This window comes from Variovorax sp. EBFNA2 (assembly GCF_033802765.1).
GTDB lineage: Bacteria > Pseudomonadota > Gammaproteobacteria > Burkholderiales > Burkholderiaceae_C > Variovorax > Variovorax paradoxus_H.
Genome location: NZ_CP138496.1, coordinates 5,894,390 through 5,913,739, shown reverse-complemented (window position 1 = coordinate 5,913,739; position 19,350 = coordinate 5,894,390). Strand labels below are relative to the sequence as shown.

Here is a 19,350-nt window from a genome sequence, read left to right as displayed (position 1 = left end):
ACCGCCATGCCCAAGACCCCTTTCCGCGCCGCCGCGGCCATCGGCGGCACTGCCGACGATGTCGAGACCGCTTTCTACGAAGCGCTGCAACGCGGCGATGTCGATGCGCTGATGGCCTGCTGGGCCGACGAGGACGAGGTGTTCTGCGTCCATCCGGGCGGCCCGCGGCTGGTGGGCGCGGTTGCGATCCGCGCGGCCTTCGAGCAGATGTTCGGCAATGGCGCCATCCATGCGACGCCGGCGCGCGTGCGCAAGATCGAGTCGCTGGCGAGTGCCGTGCACAACGTGCTGGAGCGCATCGAGGTGCTCACGGCCGAGGGGCCGCGCCATGCCTTCGTGCTGGCCACCAACGTGTATCACAAGACCGCGCAGGGCTGGCGCCTGGTGGCGCACCACGCGAGCCCGGGCAGCGCGCGCGAGCCGGACGACGCGAACGATCCCCCGCAGGTTCTTCACTGAGTCCTGCCCCCGAGCGATGGCCTCTCCGTTTCCTTCTTCCTCTTTCTCACCGACGTCGGCGCCGCCCGCTGCACACGACGCCATGGGCTACGTCGCGCCGCGCTGGCTGCCCGGCGGCAACCTGCAGACCATCTGGCCCGCGTTGTGGTCGCGCCGTTTCGACGGACCGGCGCCGGTCTACCGCCGTGAGCGCTGGACCGCACCGGACGGCGACTTCGTCGATGTCGACTTCGCCGATGCGCCGCAGCCCGGGCCCCGGCCGCTGCTGGTGCTGTTCCACGGGCTCGAGGGCTCGTCGCGCAGCCATTACGCCGAGGCTTTCGCGGCCTTTGCCGCGTCGCGCGGCATGGCCTTTGCGGTGCCGCACTTTCGCGGCTGCAGCGGCGAGCTGAACCTCGCGCCGCGCGCCTACCACTCGGGCGACTACGAGGAGATCGACTGGATCCTGCGGCGCATGCACGCACAGCACGTGGTGCAGGGCGGCGGCGGGCCGGTGCTGGCGGCAGGCGTTTCGCTGGGCGGCAACGCGCTGCTGCGCTGGGCCTGCGAGGCGGGCGAGACGGCGCGGGCGTCGGTCGACGCCGTGGCGTCGGTGTGCGCGCCGCTCGACCTGGCGGCGGGCGGCGAGGCGATCGGACGCGGCTTCAACCGGCTGGTCTACACGCGCATGTTCCTCGCGACCATGAAGCCCAAGGCGCTCGCCAAGCTGGCGCAGTTTCCGGGCCTGTTCGACCGCGACCGGCTGATGGCGGCGCGCGATCTCTACGACTTCGACGACGTGTTCACCGCGCCGCTGCACGGCTTTCGCGGCACCGACGACTACTGGGCGCGCGGCTCGTCCAAGCCGCTGCTGGGCGCGATCCGCGTGCCCGCGCTGGTGGTGAACGCCCGCAACGACCCCTTCATTCCGGCCCGCAGCCTGCCCGGGCCGAACGAGGTCGGGTCGCACGTCACGCTGTGGCAGCCCGCGGGCGGCGGGCATGTCGGCTTTCCGCTCGGCCTGCCGCCGGGGCATGTGGGCGGAATGCCCGAGCGCGTCGGCGGGTGGTTGGCCTACAACCTGTCGTCGGCGCGCGCGCAAAATGGCGCCCATGGATGACATCGTCAAACAAGCCTTGGCCAAATGGCCGAACGTGCCGCACTGCTACGGCTGGCTGGGCCTGGACGCGCGCGGCAACTGGTACATGCGCGACGACCGCACGCAGGCGCAGGGCCCGTTCCGCAGCGCCAAGGGTTCGATGCTGCGGCACGACAAGCTGATCGACTTCATTCACCGCAATTACGAGCACGACGCTGACGGCCAGTGGTTTTTCCAGAACGGGCCGCAGCGTGTCTACGTCGAGCTGGAGGCGGCGCCGCTGGTGTGGCGCGTGGCGCAAGAGGGCGCGAACGCGTTCACGGTCACGGCCCACACGGGCGCGCCCGCCGAGGTGACCGGTTGCCTGCTCGACGAGCACGGCCGGCTCTATCTGGTCGCGCCGGCGGGACTCGGGCTGGTGCACACGCAGGACGTAGGCATCGCAGCCGAAGCCGTCGAGCAAGGCATCTGGAGGCCGGAGCCGGTGCAGGCGGCCGACCTGCCGGGGCGCTTCGGGCATGTGCTGAGTCCGGCGGAACGCCATGACGGCGCGGCTGCGTAGCTATTGAAAAGATAGCACTCCGGATCGTCCGGGCGTAAAAAAACCGGCTTTCAGGCCGGTTTTTTCATGGGCGCAGGGCGCCGTCGATTGCTTACTTGGCAGGTGCGCTGGCCGCAGCCGAAGCACCTTCGGCCGGCGCGGCAGCCGCTGCCGGACGGTCCGGCACCGGGAACTTGGCGCCGCCGGCGTTCGCCAGGTACACCACGGCACGGCCGATTTCGATGTCTTCGAAGTCGCCGCCGCCCTGGGGGGGCATCGCGCCCTTGCCCTTGAGCGCGTGCTCGAGCAGCGTTGCGTAGCCCTGGCCGATGCGCGGGCCCCAGGCTGCGGCGTCGTTCAGGTGCGGGGCGCCGGGGATGCCGGGAGCGCCGTGGCAGGCCACGCATTGGGCCTTGAACACGGCGTCGCCAGCGGCCAGGGGCCGGTTGGCGTCACGGATCTCGATGGCGCCGACCTTCTTCAGGCGCTCGGCCACTTCCCGATCGCGCGATTCCTGGGTCACGCCGTAGAGCGCCATGTTGTCGCCCTCCGCGGTACCGGCGGGCTTGGTGCCCGAGACCACATAGGACACGAGGCCCACGATGATCAGGATCGGAATGATGAAAGAGAAAAATACCGCGAGCAGCAGTTGCTTCGGGTTCTTGATCGGGCCGGTATGGGCTTCTTCTGTGGCCTGGTAGTGCGGGTCTGCGCTCATGGCGTCCTCAATATCGGGGGGCTCGTCGGGGGCTTTTTCTAACCAACCGGCGATTATAGAGAGGCCCTTTGCCCGCGCGGGCAATTGACCTCTCCATATCGGACGCGCAGGTGTCTCAACCGTTGTTGCGTGTGGCCCAGCCGCCACCCAGCGTCTTGTACAGCGTGACCTGGTTCTGCAGCTGCAGCAGGCGCGTGGCGACGGCCGATTGCTGCGCCGTGAACAGCGAACGCTGTGCGTCGAGCAAGTCGAGCGCGCTGGCGATGCCGTTGCGATAACGCAGGTCGGAGAGCTTGTAGCGCACCGCCTCGGCGTCGGCCTGCGCGGTCTGCGCGCGTGCCTGTTCGCCCAGCGTGGCGCGGCCTGCGAGCGCGTCCGCCACTTCGCGGAAGGCGGTCTGGACCGACTTCTCGTACTGCGCCACTGCGATCTCGCGTCCGGCCTTGGCCGAGTTGAGCCCCGCGATGTTGCGGCCTGCATCGAAGATCGGCAGCGTGACCGTGGGCGCGAAGCTCCAGGCCTTGGTGCCGCGGTCGAACAGGTTCGAGAACTCGCTGCTTGCGGTGCCGATCGAGCTCGTGAGCGACACGCGCGGGAAGAAGTTCGCGCGCGCCGCGCCGATGTTGGCGTTGGCCGCAATCAGCTGCTGCTCGGCCGCGCGGATGTCGGGCCGCTCGGTCAGCAGGTCGGAGGGCAGGCCGGCTGGCACGTCGGGCATCGGGCGGATGCCCGCGAGTCCCTTGGCGCCACCGGCAGTGGCCTCGGCCGGCACCGGTGCGCCGAGCAGCAGGGCGAGTGCGTTCTCGTCCTGCATGCGGGCGCGCTGCTGCTGCGCATAGGCGGCACGCGCGGTCTCGGCCTGCGAATTCGCGGCCTGGAAGTCGATCTCGGACGACACGCCGTTGTCGAAGCGCAGCTTGGTCAGGCGCACCGACTCGTCGCGCGTGACCATGGTCTGGCGCGTGATCTCGAGCAGCTCGTCGTCGGCCAGCAGCGTGAGCCAGCCGCTGGCCACGGCCGCGATCAGGCTGATCTGCGCAGCCTTGCGCGACTCTTCGGTGGCCAGGTACTGCGACAGCGCCTGGTCCTTCAGCGCGCGGATGCGGCCGAAGAAGTCGAGCTCCCACGCAGTGAAGCCGAAGTTGACGCTGTACTGCGAGGACACGCTGCCCTGCGTCGGATCGATTGCCTGGTAGGCGTTGGGGCTCGAGCGCGAGCCCGCGCCCGTGAGGCCGAGCGCCGGGAACAGCGCCGAGCGTTCGATCTGGAACTGCGCACGCGCCTGCTCGATGTTGAGCACCGACACGCGCAGGTCGCGGTTGTTCGCCAGCGCCGTTTGAATGAGGCCCGACAGGCGCGGGTCGGTGAAGAAGTCCTGCCAGGGCAGGGCGGCCGCGGCCTGGCCGGCTGGCTGCGCCGGGTCGCCCGGGAAGGTGGTCGGCACCGGCGCCGCGGGGCGCTCGTAGGTCGGAATCAGCGAGCAGCCCGCCAGCAGCATCGCGGCCGCCAGCACGGTGGGAATCAGAGGTTTCTTAGTCATGTGTTTGGTCTCCCGTGATGCCGGCCGCGGCTGCATGCCGCTTGTCGGCTTCGCGTTGGCGCGCGCTGCCCTTGAACAGCGTGCGCACCACCACGAAGAACACCGGAACGAAGATCACGGCCAGGATCGTGCCGGTCACCATGCCGCCGAGCACGCCGGTGCCGATGGCACGCTGGCTCGCCGAGCCTGCGCCCGAAGCCAGGACCAGCGGCAGCACGCCCAGGCCGAAGGCCAGCGACGTCATGATGATGGGACGGAACCGCAGGTGCGCGGCCTCGAGCGCGGCCTCGACCACGCCGCGGCCCTGCGCCTGCAGGTCTTTCGCGAACTCGATGATCAGAATCGCGTTCTTCGCGGACAAGCCGATGATCGTGATCAGGCCCACCTGGAAGTACACGTCGTTCGAATAGGCGCGCAGCATCGTCGCCACCAGCACGCCCAGCACGCCCAGCGGCACCACCAGGATCACCGACAGCGGGATCGACCAGCTCTCGTACAGCGCGGCCAGGCAGAGGAACACCGCCAGGATCGCGAAGCCGTACAGGATCATGGCCTGCGAGCCTGCGAGCTTTTCTTCCCGCGACTGGCCGGTCCACTCGAAGCCGAAGCCTTGCGGCAGCTGGCCGGCGAGCTTTTCCATCTCGGCCATGGCGGCACCCGTGCTCTGGCCCGGCGCCGCGTCACCGCTGATGCGGATGGCGGGGTAGCCGTTGTAGCGCACGGTCTGCGTCGCACCCGAGACCCACTTGGTGGTCGCGAAAGCCGACAGCGGCACCGGTTGGCCCTTGGTGTTGACGGCGTTCAGGCGCAGCAGGTCGTCCGGCTGCATCCGTGCCGGCGCATCGGCCTGCACCACCACGCGCTGCAGGCGGCCGCGGTTCGGGAAGTCGTTGATGTAGCTCGAACCCAGCGAGGTCGACAGCGCACTGTTGATCGCATCGAAGCTCACGCCCAGGGCGTTGGCCTTGTCGCGGTCGATGTCGATCTCCAGCTGCGGCGCGTCTTCCAGGCCGTCAGGGCGCACCTGCGCGAGGATCTTGCTCTGCGAAGCCATGCCCAGCAGCTGGTTGCGCGCGTTGATCAGTGCCTCGTGGCCTGCGCCCGCACGGTCCTGCAAGCGGAAGCTGAAGCCGCTGGCGTTGCCCAGCTCGGGAATCGGCGGCGGGCTTAGCGGGTAGATGAAGGCGTCGCGGATGCCCGACAGCGCACCGAAGGCACGGCCGGCCAGCGCGCTGGCCGAGTTGGCCGGGTCCTTGCGTTCTTCCCAGTCCTTCAGCGTCACGAAGGCGAGGCCCGCGTTCTGCCCTTGGCCGGAGAAGCTGAAGCCCATCACGCTCACGATGCTCTGCACTTCAGGCTGCTTCAGGATGAAGCCTTCGACCTGCTGCATCACCGACAGCGAACGCTCTTGCGTCGCGCCCGGGGGCAGTTGCACGTTCACGATGATGTTGCCCTGGTCTTCCTCGGGCAGGAACGAGCTCGGCAGGTGCGTGTAGAAGTACGCAACGGCGCCGATGATCGCGGCGTAGATCACGAGGTAGCGGGCGGCGCGGCGCAGGATGCGCGCCACCACGCCTTCGTAGCCCTTGGCCGTGCGCGAGAAACCGCGGTTGAACCAGCCGAAGAAGCCGCGCTTCTCATGGTGGTGGCCAGCTTCCACCGGCTTGAGCAGCGTGGCGCACAGCGCCGGCGTGAGCGACAGCGCCATGAAGGCCGAGAAGCCGATCGAGGCCACCATCACCGCCGAGAACTGGCGGTAGATGTTGCCGGTCGAACCCGCGAAGAAGGCCAGCGGCACGAACACCGAGATCAGCACCACGGTCACGCCGATGATGGCGCCCGAGATCTGCTGCATGGCCTTGCGCGTGGCGTCGAGCGGCGAGAGCCCCTCTTCGCTCATGATGCGTTCGACGTTCTCCACCACCACGATGGCATCGTCCACCACGATACCGATCACCAGCACCATGCCGAACATGGTGAGCACGTTGATCGAGAAGCCCAGCGCGAGCAGCGTGGCAAAGGTGCCCAGCAGTGCAATGGGCACCACGATCGTCGGGATGATCGTGTAGCGCCAGTTCTGCAGGAACAGGAACATCACCAGGAACACCAGCGCGATGGCTTCGAACAGCGTCTTCACCACTTCGGTGATCGAGATCTGCACGAAGCGCGAGCTGTCGTACGGAATGTCCCACTTCACGCCCTTGGGGAAGTAACGCTCCAGCTCGGCCATCTTGGCGCGCACGGCCTTGGCCGACTTCAGCGCGTTGCCGGTCGGCGTGGGCTGCACGCCGATACCGACCGCCGGCACGCCGTTCAGGCGCGCCGAGGTGGCGTAGTTCTGGCCGCCGAGTTCGACGCGCGCCACGTCTTTGAGGCGCACGGTCGAGCCGTCGGTGTTGGCGCGCAGCACGATGTTCTGGAACTGCTCGACGCTGTTGAGCTGGCCGTTCACCGTCACCGTGGCGGAGATCGCCTGGCCGGGAATGTTCGGCAGGTCGCCGAGCGTGCCCGACGCCACCTGGGCGTTTTGCGCGCGGATTGCGGTGTTGACGTCGTTGGACGACAGGTTGAAGCCTTGCAGCTTCGCCGGGTCGATCCAGATGCGCATCGCGTTCTCGGAGCCGAACAGCTGGGCCTGGCCCACGCCGTCGATCCGCTGCAGTTCCGGCACGATGTTGCGCGCGGCGTAGTCACCGAGCGCCACCGGGTCGAAGTCGGGGTTGTCCGACGACAGCATCGCGAACAGCAGGAAGTTGTTGCGCGACTTGTCGACGCGCACGCCCTGCTGCGTCACGGCCGAGGGCAGCCGCGGCGTGGCGCGCGAGAGCCGGTTCTGCACGTCCACCTGCGCGAGGTCTTCGTTGGTGCCAGCCTCGAAGCTGATGGTGATGGCGCCGGTGCCGTCGGCCTGGGCCACCGATTCCATGTAGATCAGGCCGGGCGAGCCGTTCATTTCGCGCTCGATCACGGACAGCACGCTGTCCTCGAGTGTTTGCGCGGACGCACCGGGGTAGGCGACGTTGATCACGATGGCCGGAGGGGCCACCGGCGGGTACTGCGAGATCGGCAGCTGCGTGATGGAAACGCCGCCCAGCACGATGATGAACAGTGCGATCACCCACGCGAAGATCGGTCGGTCGATAAAGAATTTGGCCATGCGAGGCGCTCCTGATTACTTCTTGTCAGCCGGGGCCGAAGCCGGGCTGGCGGCGGGTGCCGCGGCAGCAGACGCTGCCGGTGCCGCGGGTGCAGCAGCCGCTGGGGCAGCCGCGCCGTTCGGCGCCGGCTTCTGCCAAGGCACCGCCTTCACGGGCGTGCCGGGCGGCATCATCTGGAGGCGCTGGAAGCCGTCGACCATCACCTGTTCGCCGGCCTTCAGGCCGTCGAGCACCACCCACTGGTTGTCCTTGGCGGCGCTGATCTTCACGGTGCGCTGGCTCAGCTTGCCGTCGGCGCTGACCACCGTCACGTGGTCACCCTGCTGGGTGCGCGTGACGGCCTGTTGCGGCACCGTGATGGCGTTGGTTACCTGGGCCTGCTCGAGCTTCACGCGCACGTACAGGCCGGGCAGCAGCTCGCCCTTGGGGTTCGGAATTTCGGCGCGCAGCGTGACCTGGCCCGTGGTCGGGTCGACCGTGAGGTCGGAGAACAGCAGCTTGCCGTCCTGCGCATAGTCGGTGCCGTCTTCCAGCACCACGCGGATGCTCGCGGCTTCTTCGCCGCTCGCACGCTTGTACTGGCCGGCGGCCACGGCGCGGCGCAGCTTGAGCACGTCGGAGGCCGACTGCGTGAAGTTCACGTACAGCGGGTTGATCTGCTGCACCACGGCCAGCTCGGTGGCGTCGCCCTGGCCGACCAGTGCGCCTTCGGTGACCAGCGCGCGGCCGATGCGGCCCGCGATGGGCGAGGTGACATCGGCATAGCCCTGGTTGATCTTGGCGGTCTGCAGCAGCGCGCGGTTGGCGGCCACGTCGGCTTCGGCCGTCTTGGCGGAGGCCACGGCCGTCGCGTATTCCTGCTTGCTCACCGCGTTGGCCTCGACCAGCGGCTTGTAGCGCTCGGCCAGTGCCTTGGCCTGCACGGCGTTGGCTTCGGCGCGGGCCAATGCGGCCTGGGCGTTCTGCGTGGCGGCCACCAGCGGTGCGGGGTCGATGCGGAACAGCAACTGGCCGGCCTTCACGTCGCTGCCTTCACGGAACTCGCGTTTGAGCAGGATGCCGGGGGTGCGGGCGCGCACCTGGGCGATGCGCGAGGCCTCGAGGCGGCCGGGCAGCTCGGTCACCAGGCCCACGTCGGTGGGCTTGACCACCACCACGCCGACTTCAGGCGCCGGACGGGCACCACCGCCACCACCGCCCGGTCCGGCCGGGGCCTCGCCCTTGCCGCAGGCGGCCAGGAACAGGAGGGAGACGAGGGCCACGGTCGCGAGACGCGGCGAGAACGACAAGGACGGTTGACGCGAGACATGCAGAAGAGGCATGTGATTCCTTTGATGCGAAGACGGGAGATGGCGCGTTTGCGGGAGAGATCCGTAAACCAGCACGGGCAGGCGGGCCATCCGAGAAGCGCGCTAGTTTACATACATTCATGGATGTATAGTGACAGCCATGCAATGGCCCCACGATACGCAAAGGCCGTTCGCTTTACAAATCAGGAGACTTGGTGGCACGTCGTACGAAGGAAGAAGCACTGGCGACGCGGAATCGATTGCTCGATGCCGCGGAGCTGTTGTTTCAGGCGCAAGGTGTTTCGCAGACCACGCTGCAGCAGATCGCGCAGCAGGCCGGCGCGACCCGGGGCGCCATCTATTGGCACTTCAAGGACAAGGCCGACCTGTTCAACGCCATGATGGAGCGTGTGATCCTGCCGCTGGAAACGCCGACCAGGAGCCGGCTCGCCGGCGGCAGCGACGATCCGCTGGCCGAGATCGAGGAGGGCATGATCCACGCGCTGACGCTCGTGGTCGTCGACCTGCAGGTGCGGCGCGTGTTCGACATCGCGACCCACAAGGTCGAATACACGCATGACATGGCCTCGGTGCAGCAGCGCCACCTCGACGCCCGCAACGCCTGCGTGGTCGATTTCGAAAAAGCCCTGCGACTGGCCGCGCGGCGTGCCCGCATCCGGCTGCCGGTGCCCGGAGCGATGGCCGCGCAGGGTATGCATGCGCTCATCGGCGGGCTGATCCAGAACTGGCTGCTCGACCCCACGGCCTTCGACCTCGTGCCGACCGGCCGGCGCACCTTCCGCGTCTACCTGGCCGGGCTCGGCTTCCCGCGCGCGCCGGCCGGCGCCGTCCCGACGGCACAGGACACGGAAACCGCCCCCGCCTGATAGGCCATAATGTGTGGCTCCGGTGCATTCCGGAGCACCCCTCTCGCTGTATTTCAACGGATAGAATTCGGCCCTCCGAAGGCTGAGATCCAGGTTCGATTCCTGGCGGCGGGACCACCTTCAAGACCGGAAATTCCGCAAGGGCTTCCGGTTTTTTCACTTCTTCCCCGACCCGGCCCCGGCCTTGTGTGACAAGGCCGATCCGGAGATCCGCGCGACCGGGCCGTGACACGCCGTTGCACCCCGTCACCCGGTCGCACGCATGTAAAAATTCCCGCCTATGGAGCTCACCGAACTGGACGAAACCAGCCTCGCAGCACACGCCGCCGAATGGCGTCGGCGCGCGCTGCGCGGCGAGAAACAGGCCCGCGGCATCGCACATGCCCTGGAGGCCGAAATGCGGCGCCGCTTTGGCGATTCGATTCCCCCAAGCCAGAGCGCCGACCTGGACACCCGCCCCCTGGCCCTGCGCCAGCCGCCGCGTCCGTGGTGGAAGTTCTGGTGAGCCGGCCGCGCGCCCGCGCGGCCTGATCCGACACGTCGCGTAGCCGGTCGTCGGTTGCGGGCCCCCGCCGGCCCTGCCACCATGGCCGCATGGCATACCAACTTCATTACTGGCCCACGATCCAGGGCCGCGGCGAATTCGTGCGGCTCGCGCTCGAGGCCGCCGGCGCCGACTACGTCGATGTCGCGCGGCTGCCCGCGTCGCAAGGCGGTGGCGAGTCCGCGCTGGGCCAGCGGCTCGGCGACCCTGACAACCCGCGCGCCGCGTTCGCACCGCCGTTTCTCATCGACGGCGACATCGTGGTCGGCCAGACCGCTGCGATCCTGCTGTACCTTGGCCCCAAGCTCGGCCTGGCCGGCATTGGCGAATCCGACGGCCTGTGGACGCACCAGCTGCAGCTCACCATTGCCGACGCCGTGGCCGAGGCGCACGACACCCACCACCCGATCTCGACCGGCGACTATTACGAAGACCAGCGCGACGCGGCCGTGCAGCGTGCACGGGCCTTCCGTGAAGCGCGCATCCCGAAATTCCTGAACTGGTTCGAGCAGGTGCTGCAGCGCAATCCTTCGGGCGACCTGCACCTGGTCGGCGACGTGCTCACTTATGCCGACCTGTCGCTGTTCCAACTGGTGGACGGCCTGCAGTACGCCTTTCCGAAAGCCGCCGCGCGGGCGCTGGCCGACACGCCGTCGGTCGTGAAGCTGCACGCCAACATCCGGCGGCGCCAGCGCGTGCACGACTACTTGCAGAGCCCGCGTCGCATCGCGTTCAACGAGGAGGGGATCTTTCGGCGCTATGCCGAGTTGGATGGCTGAAAACCACCGTCTCAGGTGACCAGCGCGGCGGCGTCCTGCCATGCAGGCAGCCGCACCAGGCCCGCGACCGTCACTGGCTTGCGCTGCGGGCCGAACAGATATCGGTGCGGCACGATGCCTTCCAGGTGATGCAACACGTCGCTGCGGTCGTCGATGAAGTGCGTGATGTGCAGTTCGCGGCAGTGATCGGCCTTCTGTGGTCGCTGAAGGCAGAAGCGCAGGTTGGCGGGTGCGATGCCCGTGCGCTCGAAGAAGCGGTGGTGCCGCAGCCAGGCACGGCTCTTGGCCTGCACGCTCGGGCCGCATTTCGAGACCAGCCAGACGCGCCCTTCGAACTTTTCTACCAGCGGCCCGACCGCCTCGAACATGCCTTCATAGGGCAGCGTGCGCAGTGCATCGTCGAGCGAACCGCCGATGAAGGATGTGTCCGCGCCATCAGCGCCCTCGGGAGCGATCAGCACGCGGCCGATGTCGATGCCGAGCCGGGGAAGTGGGTGTGTGTTTTTCATTTCTTGTTCCTTGTGTCTTGAAGAAGCAAGCGGATCGTAGAAATGAAGGTGATCACCAGGAACTACTGATATTGGATGAGCTATCCATAAAATGGATAGATGGACATTCCCCGTACCAACCTCGACGCGCTGCAGTCCTTCGCCGTGTTTGCCGACACGTTGAACTTCAGCGAATCGGCGCGATTGCTGCACATCAGCCAACCGGCCTTGCACGCGAAGGTGCGCAAGCTGTCCGAGCAGCTCGATGCAACGCTGTACGTGCGGGTGGGCAGCGCACTGCAACTCACGCAGGCCGGCGAGCAGGTGGCGCGGCATGCGCGAGAGCTGCTGACGCTCAACCGGCGCTTCGTCAAGGGACTGGCCATGGGGCAGGACACGCCGGTCGTCACGCTGGCGGCCGGCGAAGGCGCGTACCTCTACCTGCTGGGGAGGGCGTTGTCGCAGTTCTCCGGGCCGGGCGCATCGCCGCACCTGCAACTGCTCACACGCAACCGCGATGAAGCGATCCAGGCGGTGCGGGCCGGGCAGGCGCAGCTGGGCATCGCGCCGCTCGGCACGGTGCCCGCGGACCTGCAGGCGCGGCGCCTGACGTCCGTGGGGCAGGTGCTGGTCGTGCCCCGCACGCACGCACTGGCCGCGCGCAAGTCGGTGCGCCTGCGGGACCTGAAGGGCGCGCAATTGATCGTGCCGCCGGCGGGCAGGCCGCACCGCGAACTGCTCGGTCGGCTGCTGCAGGTCGAGTCGGTGCCCTGGCAGCCCTCGCTCGAAGCCAACGGCTGGGAATTGATGCTGCGTTTCGCTCAGCTGGGCTTCGGTCTCACGGTGGTGAACGCCTGCTGTCGCATTCCCAGGGAACTGGTCGGCATTCCGTTGCAGGGCTATCCGCCGCTCGAGTACCACGTGTTCCACGCGGCCGACCGGCCGCCCACTGAGCACGAGCAACGCCTCCTGGATGCGTTGCTGGCCCATGCCGACCATTGGCGGGCTGCCCTTCAATCCTCCGGCCGGAAGGCGCCATGACACCCGAAGACGCGAGCAAATTCATCGCCTACGTGCTGCGGCATGCGCCGGAATCCGTCGGCCTGCGCCTCGACGCGGAGGGTTGGGCCGGCATCGACGACCTCGTCGCAGGGGCCGTGGCGGCGGGCCGCGACCTGACGCGGTCGGAGGTCGTGCGCGCCGTCGATTCGGGCGCGAAGAAGCGCTACGAGCTGTCGGGCGACGGGCTGCGCATCCGCGCGCTGCAAGGGCACTCCACGTCGCAGGTCAGCCGCAGCTTCGAGGCCGTGACGCCGCCGGCGTTGCTGTTCCACGGCACGGCGACACGCTTTCTGGCGGCCATTCGCGCGCAAGGCCTGCTGCCGGGTACGCGGCAGCACGTGCACCTGTCCGCCGACGAGGCGACGGCGGTGCAGGTGGGGCAGCGCCACGGCAAGGCCGTTGTGCTACGGGTGGACGCCGGCCGCATGCATGCGCTGGGCCATGCGTTTCACCGCGCCGAGAACGGGGTCTGGCTGACCGCGCGCGTGGCGCCAGAATTCCTGTCGGAGCCTGGGCGCGGCGCGTAGCTGCAGCCTGTTTACTCGTCTTCCGCTTCGTTGCGGATGCGCAGCGCCAACTCATACAGCGTGTTGCGCGGCGCGCCGGTGATCTCCGCGGCCAGCTTCACGGCCGTCTTCACCGGAAGTTCTGCCAGCAGCAGGCGCAGCACGCGTTCGCCTTCCGCGCCGCTGTCGCCGCTCACCGCCACGGGGTGCAGCACCAGCGCGAACTCGCCGCGCGTGCGGTCGCGGTCGGCGCTGAACCAGTCGGGCAGCGCGCTGGCGGCCACGGTGGCGATTTCCTCGAACTGCTTGGTGAGCTCGCGGCCCACGGTGATGCGGCGTTCGCCCAGCACGGCCAGTGCGCGGGCCAGGATTTCGATGCGGTGCGGCGCTTCGAGCAGCACCACGGCGCGTGGCTCCTGCGCGAGCGCCTGCACGGCGGTGTCGCGCTCGCCGGCCTTGGTCGGCAGGAAGCCCGCGAACACGAAGGCGCTGCTGTTGTGCGCGTTGCTCTCGCCGCCGTCGGCCACCAGCCCCGCCGCGCTCACGAGCGTGACGACGCTGCTGGCGCCCGGCAATGGCAGCACGCGGTGGCCGGCCGCGCGCACGGCGGCGGCCAGGCGCGCGCCGGGGTCGCTCACGCCGGGCGTGCCGGCGTCGCTCACGTAGGCGATGCGCTCGCCCTGCGCGAGCCGCGCGACCACGGCCTGCGCAGCCTCGGCCTCGTTGTGCTGGTGCACCGCGAGCAACCGTGCGCCGGGGCGGTCGATGCCGTAGGCGCGCAGCAGCGTCTGTGTGTGGCGCGTGTCCTCGCAGGCGATCACGTCCACCAGCTGCAGCACATGCAGTGCGCGCAGCGTGATGTCGGCCAGGTTGCCGATCGGCGTGGCGACGACATACAGCGTGCCCTGCGGATAATGCTGCGCGCCCGCGGCGTCGTGCGCGGCCGGCAGGGCGGCGCCGAAGGAAGCAGGGGCGAGTGAAGCCAAGAGGTTTCTCCGTAGGGCAGCGAAAACAAAAAACAGGGCAGGGAGCCATGACGACAAGCACCACGACGACGAAGCATCGCGGCGATGCGGCGGAAGACGCTGCGCTCGATCACCTGCGCCGGGCCGGCCTCGTGCCGGTCGCGCGCAATTATCGAACGCCGGGGCGCGGCGGCGGCGAGGTCGACCTGATCATGCGCGATCCGCGCGACGGCACGCTGGTGTTCGTCGAAGTGCGCCAGCGCAGCGCGGCCTCGCACGGCGGCGCGGGCGGCAGCATCACGGCGGGGAAGCAGCGGCGCATCGTGCTGGCCGCGCGGCATTACCTGGGCCGGTTGCGGGCGCTGCCGCCGTGCCGGTTCGACGTGGTGCTGATCGAGGAGAAAATCACTTGGTTGAAAGCCGCCTTCGATGCCGGCTGACGCGCCCGCCAGGGAACTGAAGCCTTCCTGAAGGCTCCACCACTCAAACTTCTTGTTTCACGACCCCCAGTTATCATCGCGCCCCATGCTCGAGCAACGGATTCAGCAGCACTTCATTGACAGTGCCGACCTCAAATACCAGACCGGCCCGGTCCTCAGCAAACCCATCTCTCAAGCGATGCAGGCGCTGCTGGCCTGCGTGACCAGCGGCGGCAAGGTGCTGGCCTGCGGGGCCGGCGTGTCGGGCTTGCTGGCCGCGCAGTTCGCTTCCAATTTCGTGGGCCGCTTCGAACGCGAGCGGCCCGAGCTGGGCGCCATCGCGCTGCCCGGCGACACCACCGACCCGGCCGCCGACAGCCCGCAGGCCGCCGATGCCGACCGCTTCGCGCGCCAGGTGCGCGCGCTGGGCCAGGCCGGCGACGTGCTGCTGGTGCTCAGCGCCAGCGGGCATTCGTCCGCGGTACTGGCCGCCGTGCTGTCCGCGCATGAGCGCGACATGACGGTGGTGGCGCTGCTCGGCAACGCCGCGACCGGCTTGGCAGCGGCCGCGCCAGGTGCCGCAGCCACGGGCGGCACAGGCGGCACGATCGGCCGCGCGCTGCGCGAAACCGACGTCCAGATCAGCGTGCCGCACGAGCGTGCGGCGCGCATTCACGAAATCCACCTGCTCGCGCTGCATTGCCTGTGCGACGGCGTGGATGCCCAGTTACTCGGAGAACAGGAAGTTTCCTCATGACCATGACGACCCTGACCAAGGCCTCGACCCAACGTTTCGCTCTGGCGCTCACCCTCGGCGCCGCTCTGGTGGCCGGCCTGTCCGCCTGCGTGCCGCTCGTCGTGGGCGGCGCGGCGATGGTGGGCGTGGGCATGGTGGCGACCGACCGTCGCAGCTCGGGCGCCCAGCTCGACGACCAGGGCATCGAGCTGCGTGCCGCGGCCCGCGTGCGCGACATCGCCAACGACAACATGTACGTGAGCGTCACCAGCTTCAACCGCCAGGTGCTGCTGACCGGCGCCGTCGGCAACGACGCCGACCGCCGCCGCGTCGAGGACGAGGTGAGCCGCGTCGTCAACGTGCGCTCGGTGGTCAACGAACTCACCATCGGCGCCCCGAGCACCTTCCAGGACCGCTCGAACGACCTGTACATCACCGGCAAGGTGAAGGCTTCGCTGCTCGACGCCAAGGACATCTTCGCCAACTCCTTCAAGGTCGTGACCGAACGCGGCACGGTCTACCTGATGGGCATCGCCACCCGACGCGAGACCGACCGCGCCACCGAGATCACGCGCGGCGTGACCGGCGTGGCGAAGGTGGTGCGGGTGGTCGAGGTGGTGAGCGAGGCCGACCTCGCAGCGAGCCAGGCGGCCAACCAGTCCGGCGCGCAGCGCGGCGGCACGGGCCCGGCGCCGGTCAGCAACGCAACGCCGTCGGCACCGGCTGCGTCCTCGGGCTCACGCGTGCCGCTGCCGCCGATGGAGCCGCTGCCCGCGCCGGCCGGCGGTGCAACGACCTCACCCGTGCGCTGAAGAGCCTTGCCCCATAGAAAAGCCCGCGGCAGCGGGCTTTTCTTTTTCGTGGAACACCGAGGAACCGGCTTTGCCGGGCCTCAGGTGTTGCCCCCGGTAGGGGGTTGGCGAAGCGACACGAAGTGCGCGCAGCCTGGGGGCGAGCCTACTTCAACCGGATGATGAGGCTCGACGTGTCCCAGCGCCTGCCGCCGGCCTGCTGCACGTCGGCATAGAACTGGTCGACCAGCGCCGTCACCGGCACGCGCGCGCCGTTGCGCTTGGCTTCGTCGAGCACCAGGCCCAGGTCCTTGCGCATCCAGTCGACGGCAAAGCCGTAGTCGAACTTGCCGGCGATCATGGTCTTGCCGCGGTTGTCCATCTGCCAGCTCTGGGCCGCGCCCTTGCCGATGACGCCGAGCACGGCTTCCATGTCGAGGCCGGCGCGCTGGCCGAAGGCGATGGCTTCCGACAAACCTTGCACCAGTCCCGCAATGGCGATCTGGTTGACCATCTTCGCGAGCTGGCCCGCACCGCTCTCGCCCAGCAAGGTGACCGCGCGCGAGAAGGCCATCGCCACCGGCTTGATGCGCTCGAACACCGCTGCGTCGCCGCCGCACATCACGGTGAGTGCGCCGTTCTGCGCGCCCGCCTGGCCGCCCGACACGGGCGCGTCGATGAAGTGCAGGCCGCGCGCCAGCGCCGCCTTCGACAGCTCGCGCGCCACGTCGGCCGAGGCCGTCGTGTGGTCGACCAGCACGGCGCCGGGTTTCATGCCGGCCAGCGCGCCGTCGTCGCCGAGCACCACCGAGCGCAGGTCGTCGTCGTTACCGACGCAGCAGAACACGATGTCCGCGCCGGCTGCCGCTTCGCGCGGCGTGGGGGCGTGGCGGCCGGGCGCGCCGAACTCGGCGACCCAGGCCTGCGACTTGGCGGGTGTGCGGTTGTAGACCGTGACCGTGTGGCCGGCCTTGGCCAGGTGCCCGGCCATGGGCCCGCCCATGACGCCGAGGCCGAGAAAGGCCACCGTCTGGGCGGGAACGGATTCGTAGGTGCGGGGGTTGATGCTGCTCATGGCCGACAGCTTAAAGCCAAAGAAAGAAAGCCGGCGCGCCCCGGGGACGCACCGGTGGGGCGGCTTCAGACGATCGCGAAGTGCTCGGTGCCGGCCGCCAGGTCGGTGCTGCGCGCGCGCTGGCTGTTCAGCTTGATCTGCAGGCGCAGGTCGTTGGCCGAATCGGCGTTGCGGATCGCTTCTTCGAAGTTGATGGCGTTGCCCTCGAACAGGTCGAACAGCGCCTGGTCGAAGGTCTGCATGCCCAGGTTGCGGCTCTTCTTCATGATTTCCTTGATCTCGCCCACCTCGCCCTTGAAGATCAGGTCGGAGATCAGCGGCGTGTTCAGCAGGATCTCGACCGCCGCCACGCGGCCCTGGCCGTCTTCGGTGGGCACCAGCCGTTGCGACACCAGCGAGCGCAGGTTCAGCGACAGGTCCATCAGCAGCTGCGCGCGGCGCTCTTCGGGGAAGAAGTTGATGATGCGGTCGAGCGCCTGGTTGGCGCTGTTGGCGTGCAGCGTGGCCATGCACAGGTGACCGGTTTCGGCGAAGGCCACGGCGTGCTCCATGGTCTCGCGGTCGCGAATTTCGCCCATCAGGATCACGTCGGGCGCCTGGCGCAGCGTGTTCTTCAGCGCGGCTTCCCAGCTGTCGGTGTCGATGCCCACTTCGCGCTGCGTCACCACGCAGTTCTTGTGCGGGTGCACGAACTCGACCGGGTCTTCCACCGTGACGATGTGGCCGTAGGAGTTTTCGTTGCGCCAGTCGACCATCGCGGCCAGCGTGGTCGACTTGCCCGAGCCCGTGGCGCCCACCAGGATGGTGAGGCCGCGCTTGGTCATCGCCACGTCCTTGAGCACCTGCGGCATGCCCAGCCCGTCGATGGTCGGCAGCTTGGCGGGAATGGTCCGCAGCACCATGCCGACCTTGCCCTGCTGCACGAACGCGTTCACGCGGAAGCGGCCGATGCCGGTCGGCGAGATCGCGAAGTTGCACTCCTTGGTGCGCTCGAACTCGGCCGTCTGGCGGTCGTTCATGATCGAGCGCGTGAGCGCCAGCGTGTGCTGCGCGCCCAGCGCCTGCTGCGACACCTTGGTGACCTTGCCGTCGACCTTGATGGCCGGCGGGAAGTCGGCGGTGATGAACAGGTCGCTGCCGTTGCGGCTCACCATGAGCTTGAGCAGGTCGTTGATGAACTGGCTGGCTTGATCGCGTTCCATGATGTCTGTGCTCCGGGTGGCTGTTCGAATCAGCCGGGGAAATTCTCGGGAATCTTGGCTTTACCGCGCGCTTCGGCGGCAGAGATCGTATTGCGGCGCACCAGCTCTGTCAGGTTCTGGTCGAGCGTCTGCATGCCCGAGCCCTGGCCGGTCTGGATGGTGGAGTACATCTGCGCGACCTTGGCCTCGCGGATCAGGTTGCGGATGGCCGGCGTGCCCAGCATGATCTCGTGCGCCGCCACGCGGCCCTGGCCGTCCTTGGTCTTGCACAGCGTCTGCGAGATCACGGCTTGCAGCGATTCCGACAGCATCGCGCGGATCATTTCTTTTTCTTCGCCCGGGAACACGTCGATGATCCGGTCGATGGTCTTGGCGGCCGACGAGGTGTGCAGCGTGCCGAACACCAGGTGGCCCGTTTCGGCCGCGGTCATCGCGAGACGAATGGTTTCGAGGTCGCGCAACTCGCCCACCAGAATGGCGTCCGGGTCTTCGCGCAACGCGGAGCGCAGCGCGTTCGAGAACGACAGCGTCATCGGCCCCACTTCGCGCTGGTTGATCAGGCACTTCTTCGACTCGTGCACGAACTCGATCGGGTCTTCCACCGTGAGGATGTGGCCGTACTCGTTCTCGTTGAGGTAGTTCACCATCGCCGCCAGCGTGGTCGACTTGCCCGAGCCCGTGGGGCCCGTCACCAGCACCAGCCCGCGCGGCTTGAGTGCGAGTTCGCCGAAAATCTTCGGGGCGTTGAGCTGCTCGAGCGTGAGGATCTTCGAGGGAATGGTCCGGAACACGGCGGCCGCGCCGCGCGCCTGGTTGAAGGCGTTCACGCGGAAGCGCGCGAGGCCGTCGATCTCGAACGAGAAGTCGACCTCCAGGAACTCTTCGTAGTGCTTGCGGTGCGTGTCGCTCATGATGTCGTACACCATGGCGTGCACCGCCTTGTGGTCCAGCGCATCGACGTTGATGCGGCGCACGTCGCCGTTCACGCGGATCATCGGCGGCAGGCCGGCCGACAGGTGCAGGTCGGAGGCTTTGTTCTTGACGCTGAACGCCAGCAGTTGGGTGATGTCCACGGGGCTCCTCAGGCAGGCTTTGGTGACGTTTTGATACGAA

The 19,350-nt window shown here is 68.3% G+C and carries 20 protein-coding genes and 1 tRNA gene; 12 read left to right on the top strand and 9 right to left on the bottom strand.

What is annotated here, in order from left to right:
* The first annotated feature begins 6 nt into the window (after positions 1–6).
* From RZE79_RS27765 to RZE79_RS27755, 3 genes are all read left to right on the top strand, one after another.
* Positions 7–459 carry a nuclear transport factor 2 family protein gene (locus RZE79_RS27765; RefSeq protein ID WP_319357712.1) on the top strand — a complete coding sequence of 151 codons (453 nt, stop codon included), beginning with the start codon at positions 7–9 and terminating at the stop codon, positions 457–459.
* Positions 460–541: 82 nt separating this feature from the next.
* A complete protein-coding gene (locus tag RZE79_RS27760; RefSeq protein ID WP_319357711.1) occupies positions 542–1,558 on the top strand; it encodes an alpha/beta fold hydrolase in 1,017 nt (338 codons plus the stop codon).
* Positions 1,551–2,099, top strand: coding sequence for a DUF2946 family protein (locus RZE79_RS27755; RefSeq protein WP_319357710.1), 549 nt, complete (start codon positions 1,551–1,553; stop codon positions 2,097–2,099). The genes RZE79_RS27760 and RZE79_RS27755 overlap by 8 nt, the downstream gene beginning before the upstream one ends.
* 91 nt (positions 2,100–2,190) lie before the next feature.
* On the opposite strand, the gene RZE79_RS27750 is transcribed toward RZE79_RS27755, so the two are convergent.
* From RZE79_RS27750 to RZE79_RS27735, 4 genes are all read right to left on the bottom strand, one after another.
* Complete coding sequence (locus RZE79_RS27750; RefSeq protein WP_319357709.1) at positions 2,191–2,796, bottom strand: c-type cytochrome; 606 nt, start codon at positions 2,794–2,796, stop codon at positions 2,191–2,193.
* A 115-nt stretch (positions 2,797–2,911) separates the two neighbouring features.
* Positions 2,912–4,336 (bottom strand): efflux transporter outer membrane subunit, encoded by a 1,425-nt coding sequence (locus RZE79_RS27745; RefSeq protein WP_319357708.1) that lies wholly within the window; start codon positions 4,334–4,336, stop codon positions 2,912–2,914.
* Positions 4,329–7,493 (bottom strand): efflux RND transporter permease subunit, encoded by a 3,165-nt coding sequence (locus RZE79_RS27740; RefSeq protein WP_319357707.1) that lies wholly within the window; start codon positions 7,491–7,493, stop codon positions 4,329–4,331. The genes RZE79_RS27745 and RZE79_RS27740 overlap by 8 nt, the downstream gene beginning before the upstream one ends.
* 15 nt (positions 7,494–7,508) lie before the next feature.
* Positions 7,509–8,816, bottom strand: a complete 1,308-nt coding sequence (locus RZE79_RS27735) for an efflux RND transporter periplasmic adaptor subunit (RefSeq protein WP_319357706.1) — start codon at positions 8,814–8,816, stop codon at positions 7,509–7,511.
* Positions 8,817–8,995: 179 nt separating this feature from the next.
* On the opposite strand from RZE79_RS27735, the gene RZE79_RS27730 reads away from it, so the two are divergent.
* The 4 genes from RZE79_RS27730 to RZE79_RS27715 all read left to right on the top strand — a co-directional run bounded on the left by RZE79_RS27730 (position 8,996) and on the right by RZE79_RS27715 (position 10,993).
* A complete protein-coding gene (locus tag RZE79_RS27730) occupies positions 8,996–9,670 on the top strand; it encodes a TetR family transcriptional regulator (protein ID WP_153281835.1) in 675 nt (224 codons plus the stop codon).
* Positions 9,671–9,712: 42 nt separating this feature from the next.
* Positions 9,713–9,787 (top strand) — tRNA-Arg (locus RZE79_RS27725).
* 163 nt (positions 9,788–9,950) lie between these two features.
* Positions 9,951–10,175 (top strand): hypothetical protein, encoded by a 225-nt coding sequence (locus tag RZE79_RS27720; RefSeq protein ID WP_153281836.1) that lies wholly within the window; start codon positions 9,951–9,953, stop codon positions 10,173–10,175.
* A gap of 89 nt (positions 10,176–10,264) precedes the next feature.
* The gene (locus RZE79_RS27715) at positions 10,265–10,993 is read left to right on the top strand and encodes a glutathione S-transferase (protein ID WP_319357705.1); all 729 of its coding nucleotides are present in this window, start codon (positions 10,265–10,267) and stop codon (positions 10,991–10,993) included.
* A gap of 11 nt (positions 10,994–11,004) precedes the next feature.
* On the opposite strand, the gene RZE79_RS27710 is transcribed toward RZE79_RS27715, so the two are convergent.
* On the bottom strand, positions 11,005–11,502 hold the full coding sequence (locus RZE79_RS27710; protein ID WP_319357704.1) for a hypothetical protein: 498 nt from the start codon (positions 11,500–11,502) through the stop codon (positions 11,005–11,007).
* Between the two features lie 99 nt (positions 11,503–11,601).
* Between RZE79_RS27710 and RZE79_RS27705 the strand changes: the two genes are divergently transcribed.
* Positions 11,602–12,522: a LysR family transcriptional regulator gene (locus tag RZE79_RS27705; RefSeq protein ID WP_319357703.1), complete on the top strand. Its 921-nt coding sequence runs from the start codon at positions 11,602–11,604 to the stop codon at positions 12,520–12,522.
* Positions 12,519–13,070: an RNA 2'-phosphotransferase gene (locus RZE79_RS27700; protein ID WP_319357702.1), complete on the top strand. Its 552-nt coding sequence runs from the start codon at positions 12,519–12,521 to the stop codon at positions 13,068–13,070. Before RZE79_RS27705 ends, RZE79_RS27700 begins: the two co-directional genes overlap by 4 nt.
* Positions 13,071–13,081: 11 nt before the next feature.
* On the opposite strand, the gene rsmI is transcribed toward RZE79_RS27700, so the two are convergent.
* Positions 13,082–14,035, bottom strand: coding sequence for a 16S rRNA (cytidine(1402)-2'-O)-methyltransferase (rsmI, locus tag RZE79_RS27695; protein WP_319357701.1), 954 nt, complete (start codon positions 14,033–14,035; stop codon positions 13,082–13,084).
* 47 nt (positions 14,036–14,082) lie between these two features.
* On the opposite strand from rsmI, the gene RZE79_RS27690 reads away from it, so the two are divergent.
* From RZE79_RS27690 to RZE79_RS27680, 3 genes are all read left to right on the top strand, one after another.
* Positions 14,083–14,454 (top strand): YraN family protein, encoded by a 372-nt coding sequence (locus tag RZE79_RS27690; protein ID WP_319357700.1) that lies wholly within the window; start codon positions 14,083–14,085, stop codon positions 14,452–14,454.
* An 85-nt stretch (positions 14,455–14,539) separates the two neighbouring features.
* Positions 14,540–15,190, top strand: coding sequence for an SIS domain-containing protein (locus tag RZE79_RS27685; RefSeq protein WP_319357699.1), 651 nt, complete (start codon positions 14,540–14,542; stop codon positions 15,188–15,190).
* Positions 15,187–15,981: a BON domain-containing protein gene (locus tag RZE79_RS27680; RefSeq protein ID WP_319357698.1), complete on the top strand. Its 795-nt coding sequence runs from the start codon at positions 15,187–15,189 to the stop codon at positions 15,979–15,981. Before RZE79_RS27685 ends, RZE79_RS27680 begins: the two co-directional genes overlap by 4 nt.
* 145 nt (positions 15,982–16,126) lie before the next feature.
* Here RZE79_RS27680 and RZE79_RS27675 read toward each other — a convergent pair whose 3' ends face one another.
* From RZE79_RS27675 to RZE79_RS27665, 3 genes are all read right to left on the bottom strand, one after another.
* The gene (locus RZE79_RS27675; protein WP_319357697.1) at positions 16,127–17,035 is read right to left on the bottom strand and encodes an NAD(P)-dependent oxidoreductase; all 909 of its coding nucleotides are present in this window, start codon (positions 17,033–17,035) and stop codon (positions 16,127–16,129) included.
* Positions 17,036–17,100: 65 nt separating this feature from the next.
* Entirely contained in the window at positions 17,101–18,237 is a 1,137-nt protein-coding gene (locus RZE79_RS27670) for a PilT/PilU family type 4a pilus ATPase (protein ID WP_101493812.1), read from the bottom strand.
* A 29-nt stretch (positions 18,238–18,266) separates the two neighbouring features.
* Positions 18,267–19,310: a type IV pilus twitching motility protein PilT gene (locus RZE79_RS27665; protein WP_056576373.1), complete on the bottom strand. Its 1,044-nt coding sequence runs from the start codon at positions 19,308–19,310 to the stop codon at positions 18,267–18,269.
* Positions 19,311–19,350: the final 40 nt, after the last annotated feature.

What these genes read in the sequence shown, in the direction of transcription:
- RZE79_RS27765 (WP_319357712.1), top strand. Translation starts at nt 7, where the DNA reads ATGCCCAAGACCCCTTTCCGCGCCGCCGCGGCCATCGGCGGCACTGCC.
- RZE79_RS27760 (WP_319357711.1), top strand. Translation starts at nt 542, where the DNA reads ATGGGCTACGTCGCGCCGCGCTGGCTGCCCGGCGGCAACCTGCAGACC.
- RZE79_RS27755 (WP_319357710.1), top strand. Translation starts at nt 1,551, where the DNA reads ATGGATGACATCGTCAAACAAGCCTTGGCCAAATGGCCGAACGTGCCG.
- RZE79_RS27750 (WP_319357709.1), bottom strand. Translation starts at nt 2,796, where the DNA reads ATGAGCGCAGACCCGCACTACCAGGCCACAGAAGAAGCCCATACCGGC.
- RZE79_RS27745 (WP_319357708.1), bottom strand. Translation starts at nt 4,336, where the DNA reads ATGACTAAGAAACCTCTGATTCCCACCGTGCTGGCGGCCGCGATGCTG.
- RZE79_RS27740 (WP_319357707.1), bottom strand. Translation starts at nt 7,493, where the DNA reads ATGGCCAAATTCTTTATCGACCGACCGATCTTCGCGTGGGTGATCGCA.
- RZE79_RS27735 (WP_319357706.1), bottom strand. Translation starts at nt 8,816, where the DNA reads ATGCCTCTTCTGCATGTCTCGCGTCAACCGTCCTTGTCGTTCTCGCCG.
- RZE79_RS27720 (WP_153281836.1), top strand. Translation starts at nt 9,951, where the DNA reads ATGGAGCTCACCGAACTGGACGAAACCAGCCTCGCAGCACACGCCGCC.
- RZE79_RS27715 (WP_319357705.1), top strand. Translation starts at nt 10,265, where the DNA reads ATGGCATACCAACTTCATTACTGGCCCACGATCCAGGGCCGCGGCGAA.
- RZE79_RS27710 (WP_319357704.1), bottom strand. Translation starts at nt 11,502, where the DNA reads ATGAAAAACACACACCCACTTCCCCGGCTCGGCATCGACATCGGCCGC.
- RZE79_RS27705 (WP_319357703.1), top strand. Translation starts at nt 11,602, where the DNA reads ATGGACATTCCCCGTACCAACCTCGACGCGCTGCAGTCCTTCGCCGTG.
- RZE79_RS27700 (WP_319357702.1), top strand. Translation starts at nt 12,519, where the DNA reads ATGACACCCGAAGACGCGAGCAAATTCATCGCCTACGTGCTGCGGCAT.
- RZE79_RS27690 (WP_319357700.1), top strand. Translation starts at nt 14,083, where the DNA reads ATGACGACAAGCACCACGACGACGAAGCATCGCGGCGATGCGGCGGAA.
- RZE79_RS27685 (WP_319357699.1), top strand. Translation starts at nt 14,540, where the DNA reads ATGCTCGAGCAACGGATTCAGCAGCACTTCATTGACAGTGCCGACCTC.
- RZE79_RS27680 (WP_319357698.1), top strand. Translation starts at nt 15,187, where the DNA reads ATGACCATGACGACCCTGACCAAGGCCTCGACCCAACGTTTCGCTCTG.
- RZE79_RS27675 (WP_319357697.1), bottom strand. Translation starts at nt 17,035, where the DNA reads ATGAGCAGCATCAACCCCCGCACCTACGAATCCGTTCCCGCCCAGACG.
- RZE79_RS27670 (WP_101493812.1), bottom strand. Translation starts at nt 18,237, where the DNA reads ATGGAACGCGATCAAGCCAGCCAGTTCATCAACGACCTGCTCAAGCTC.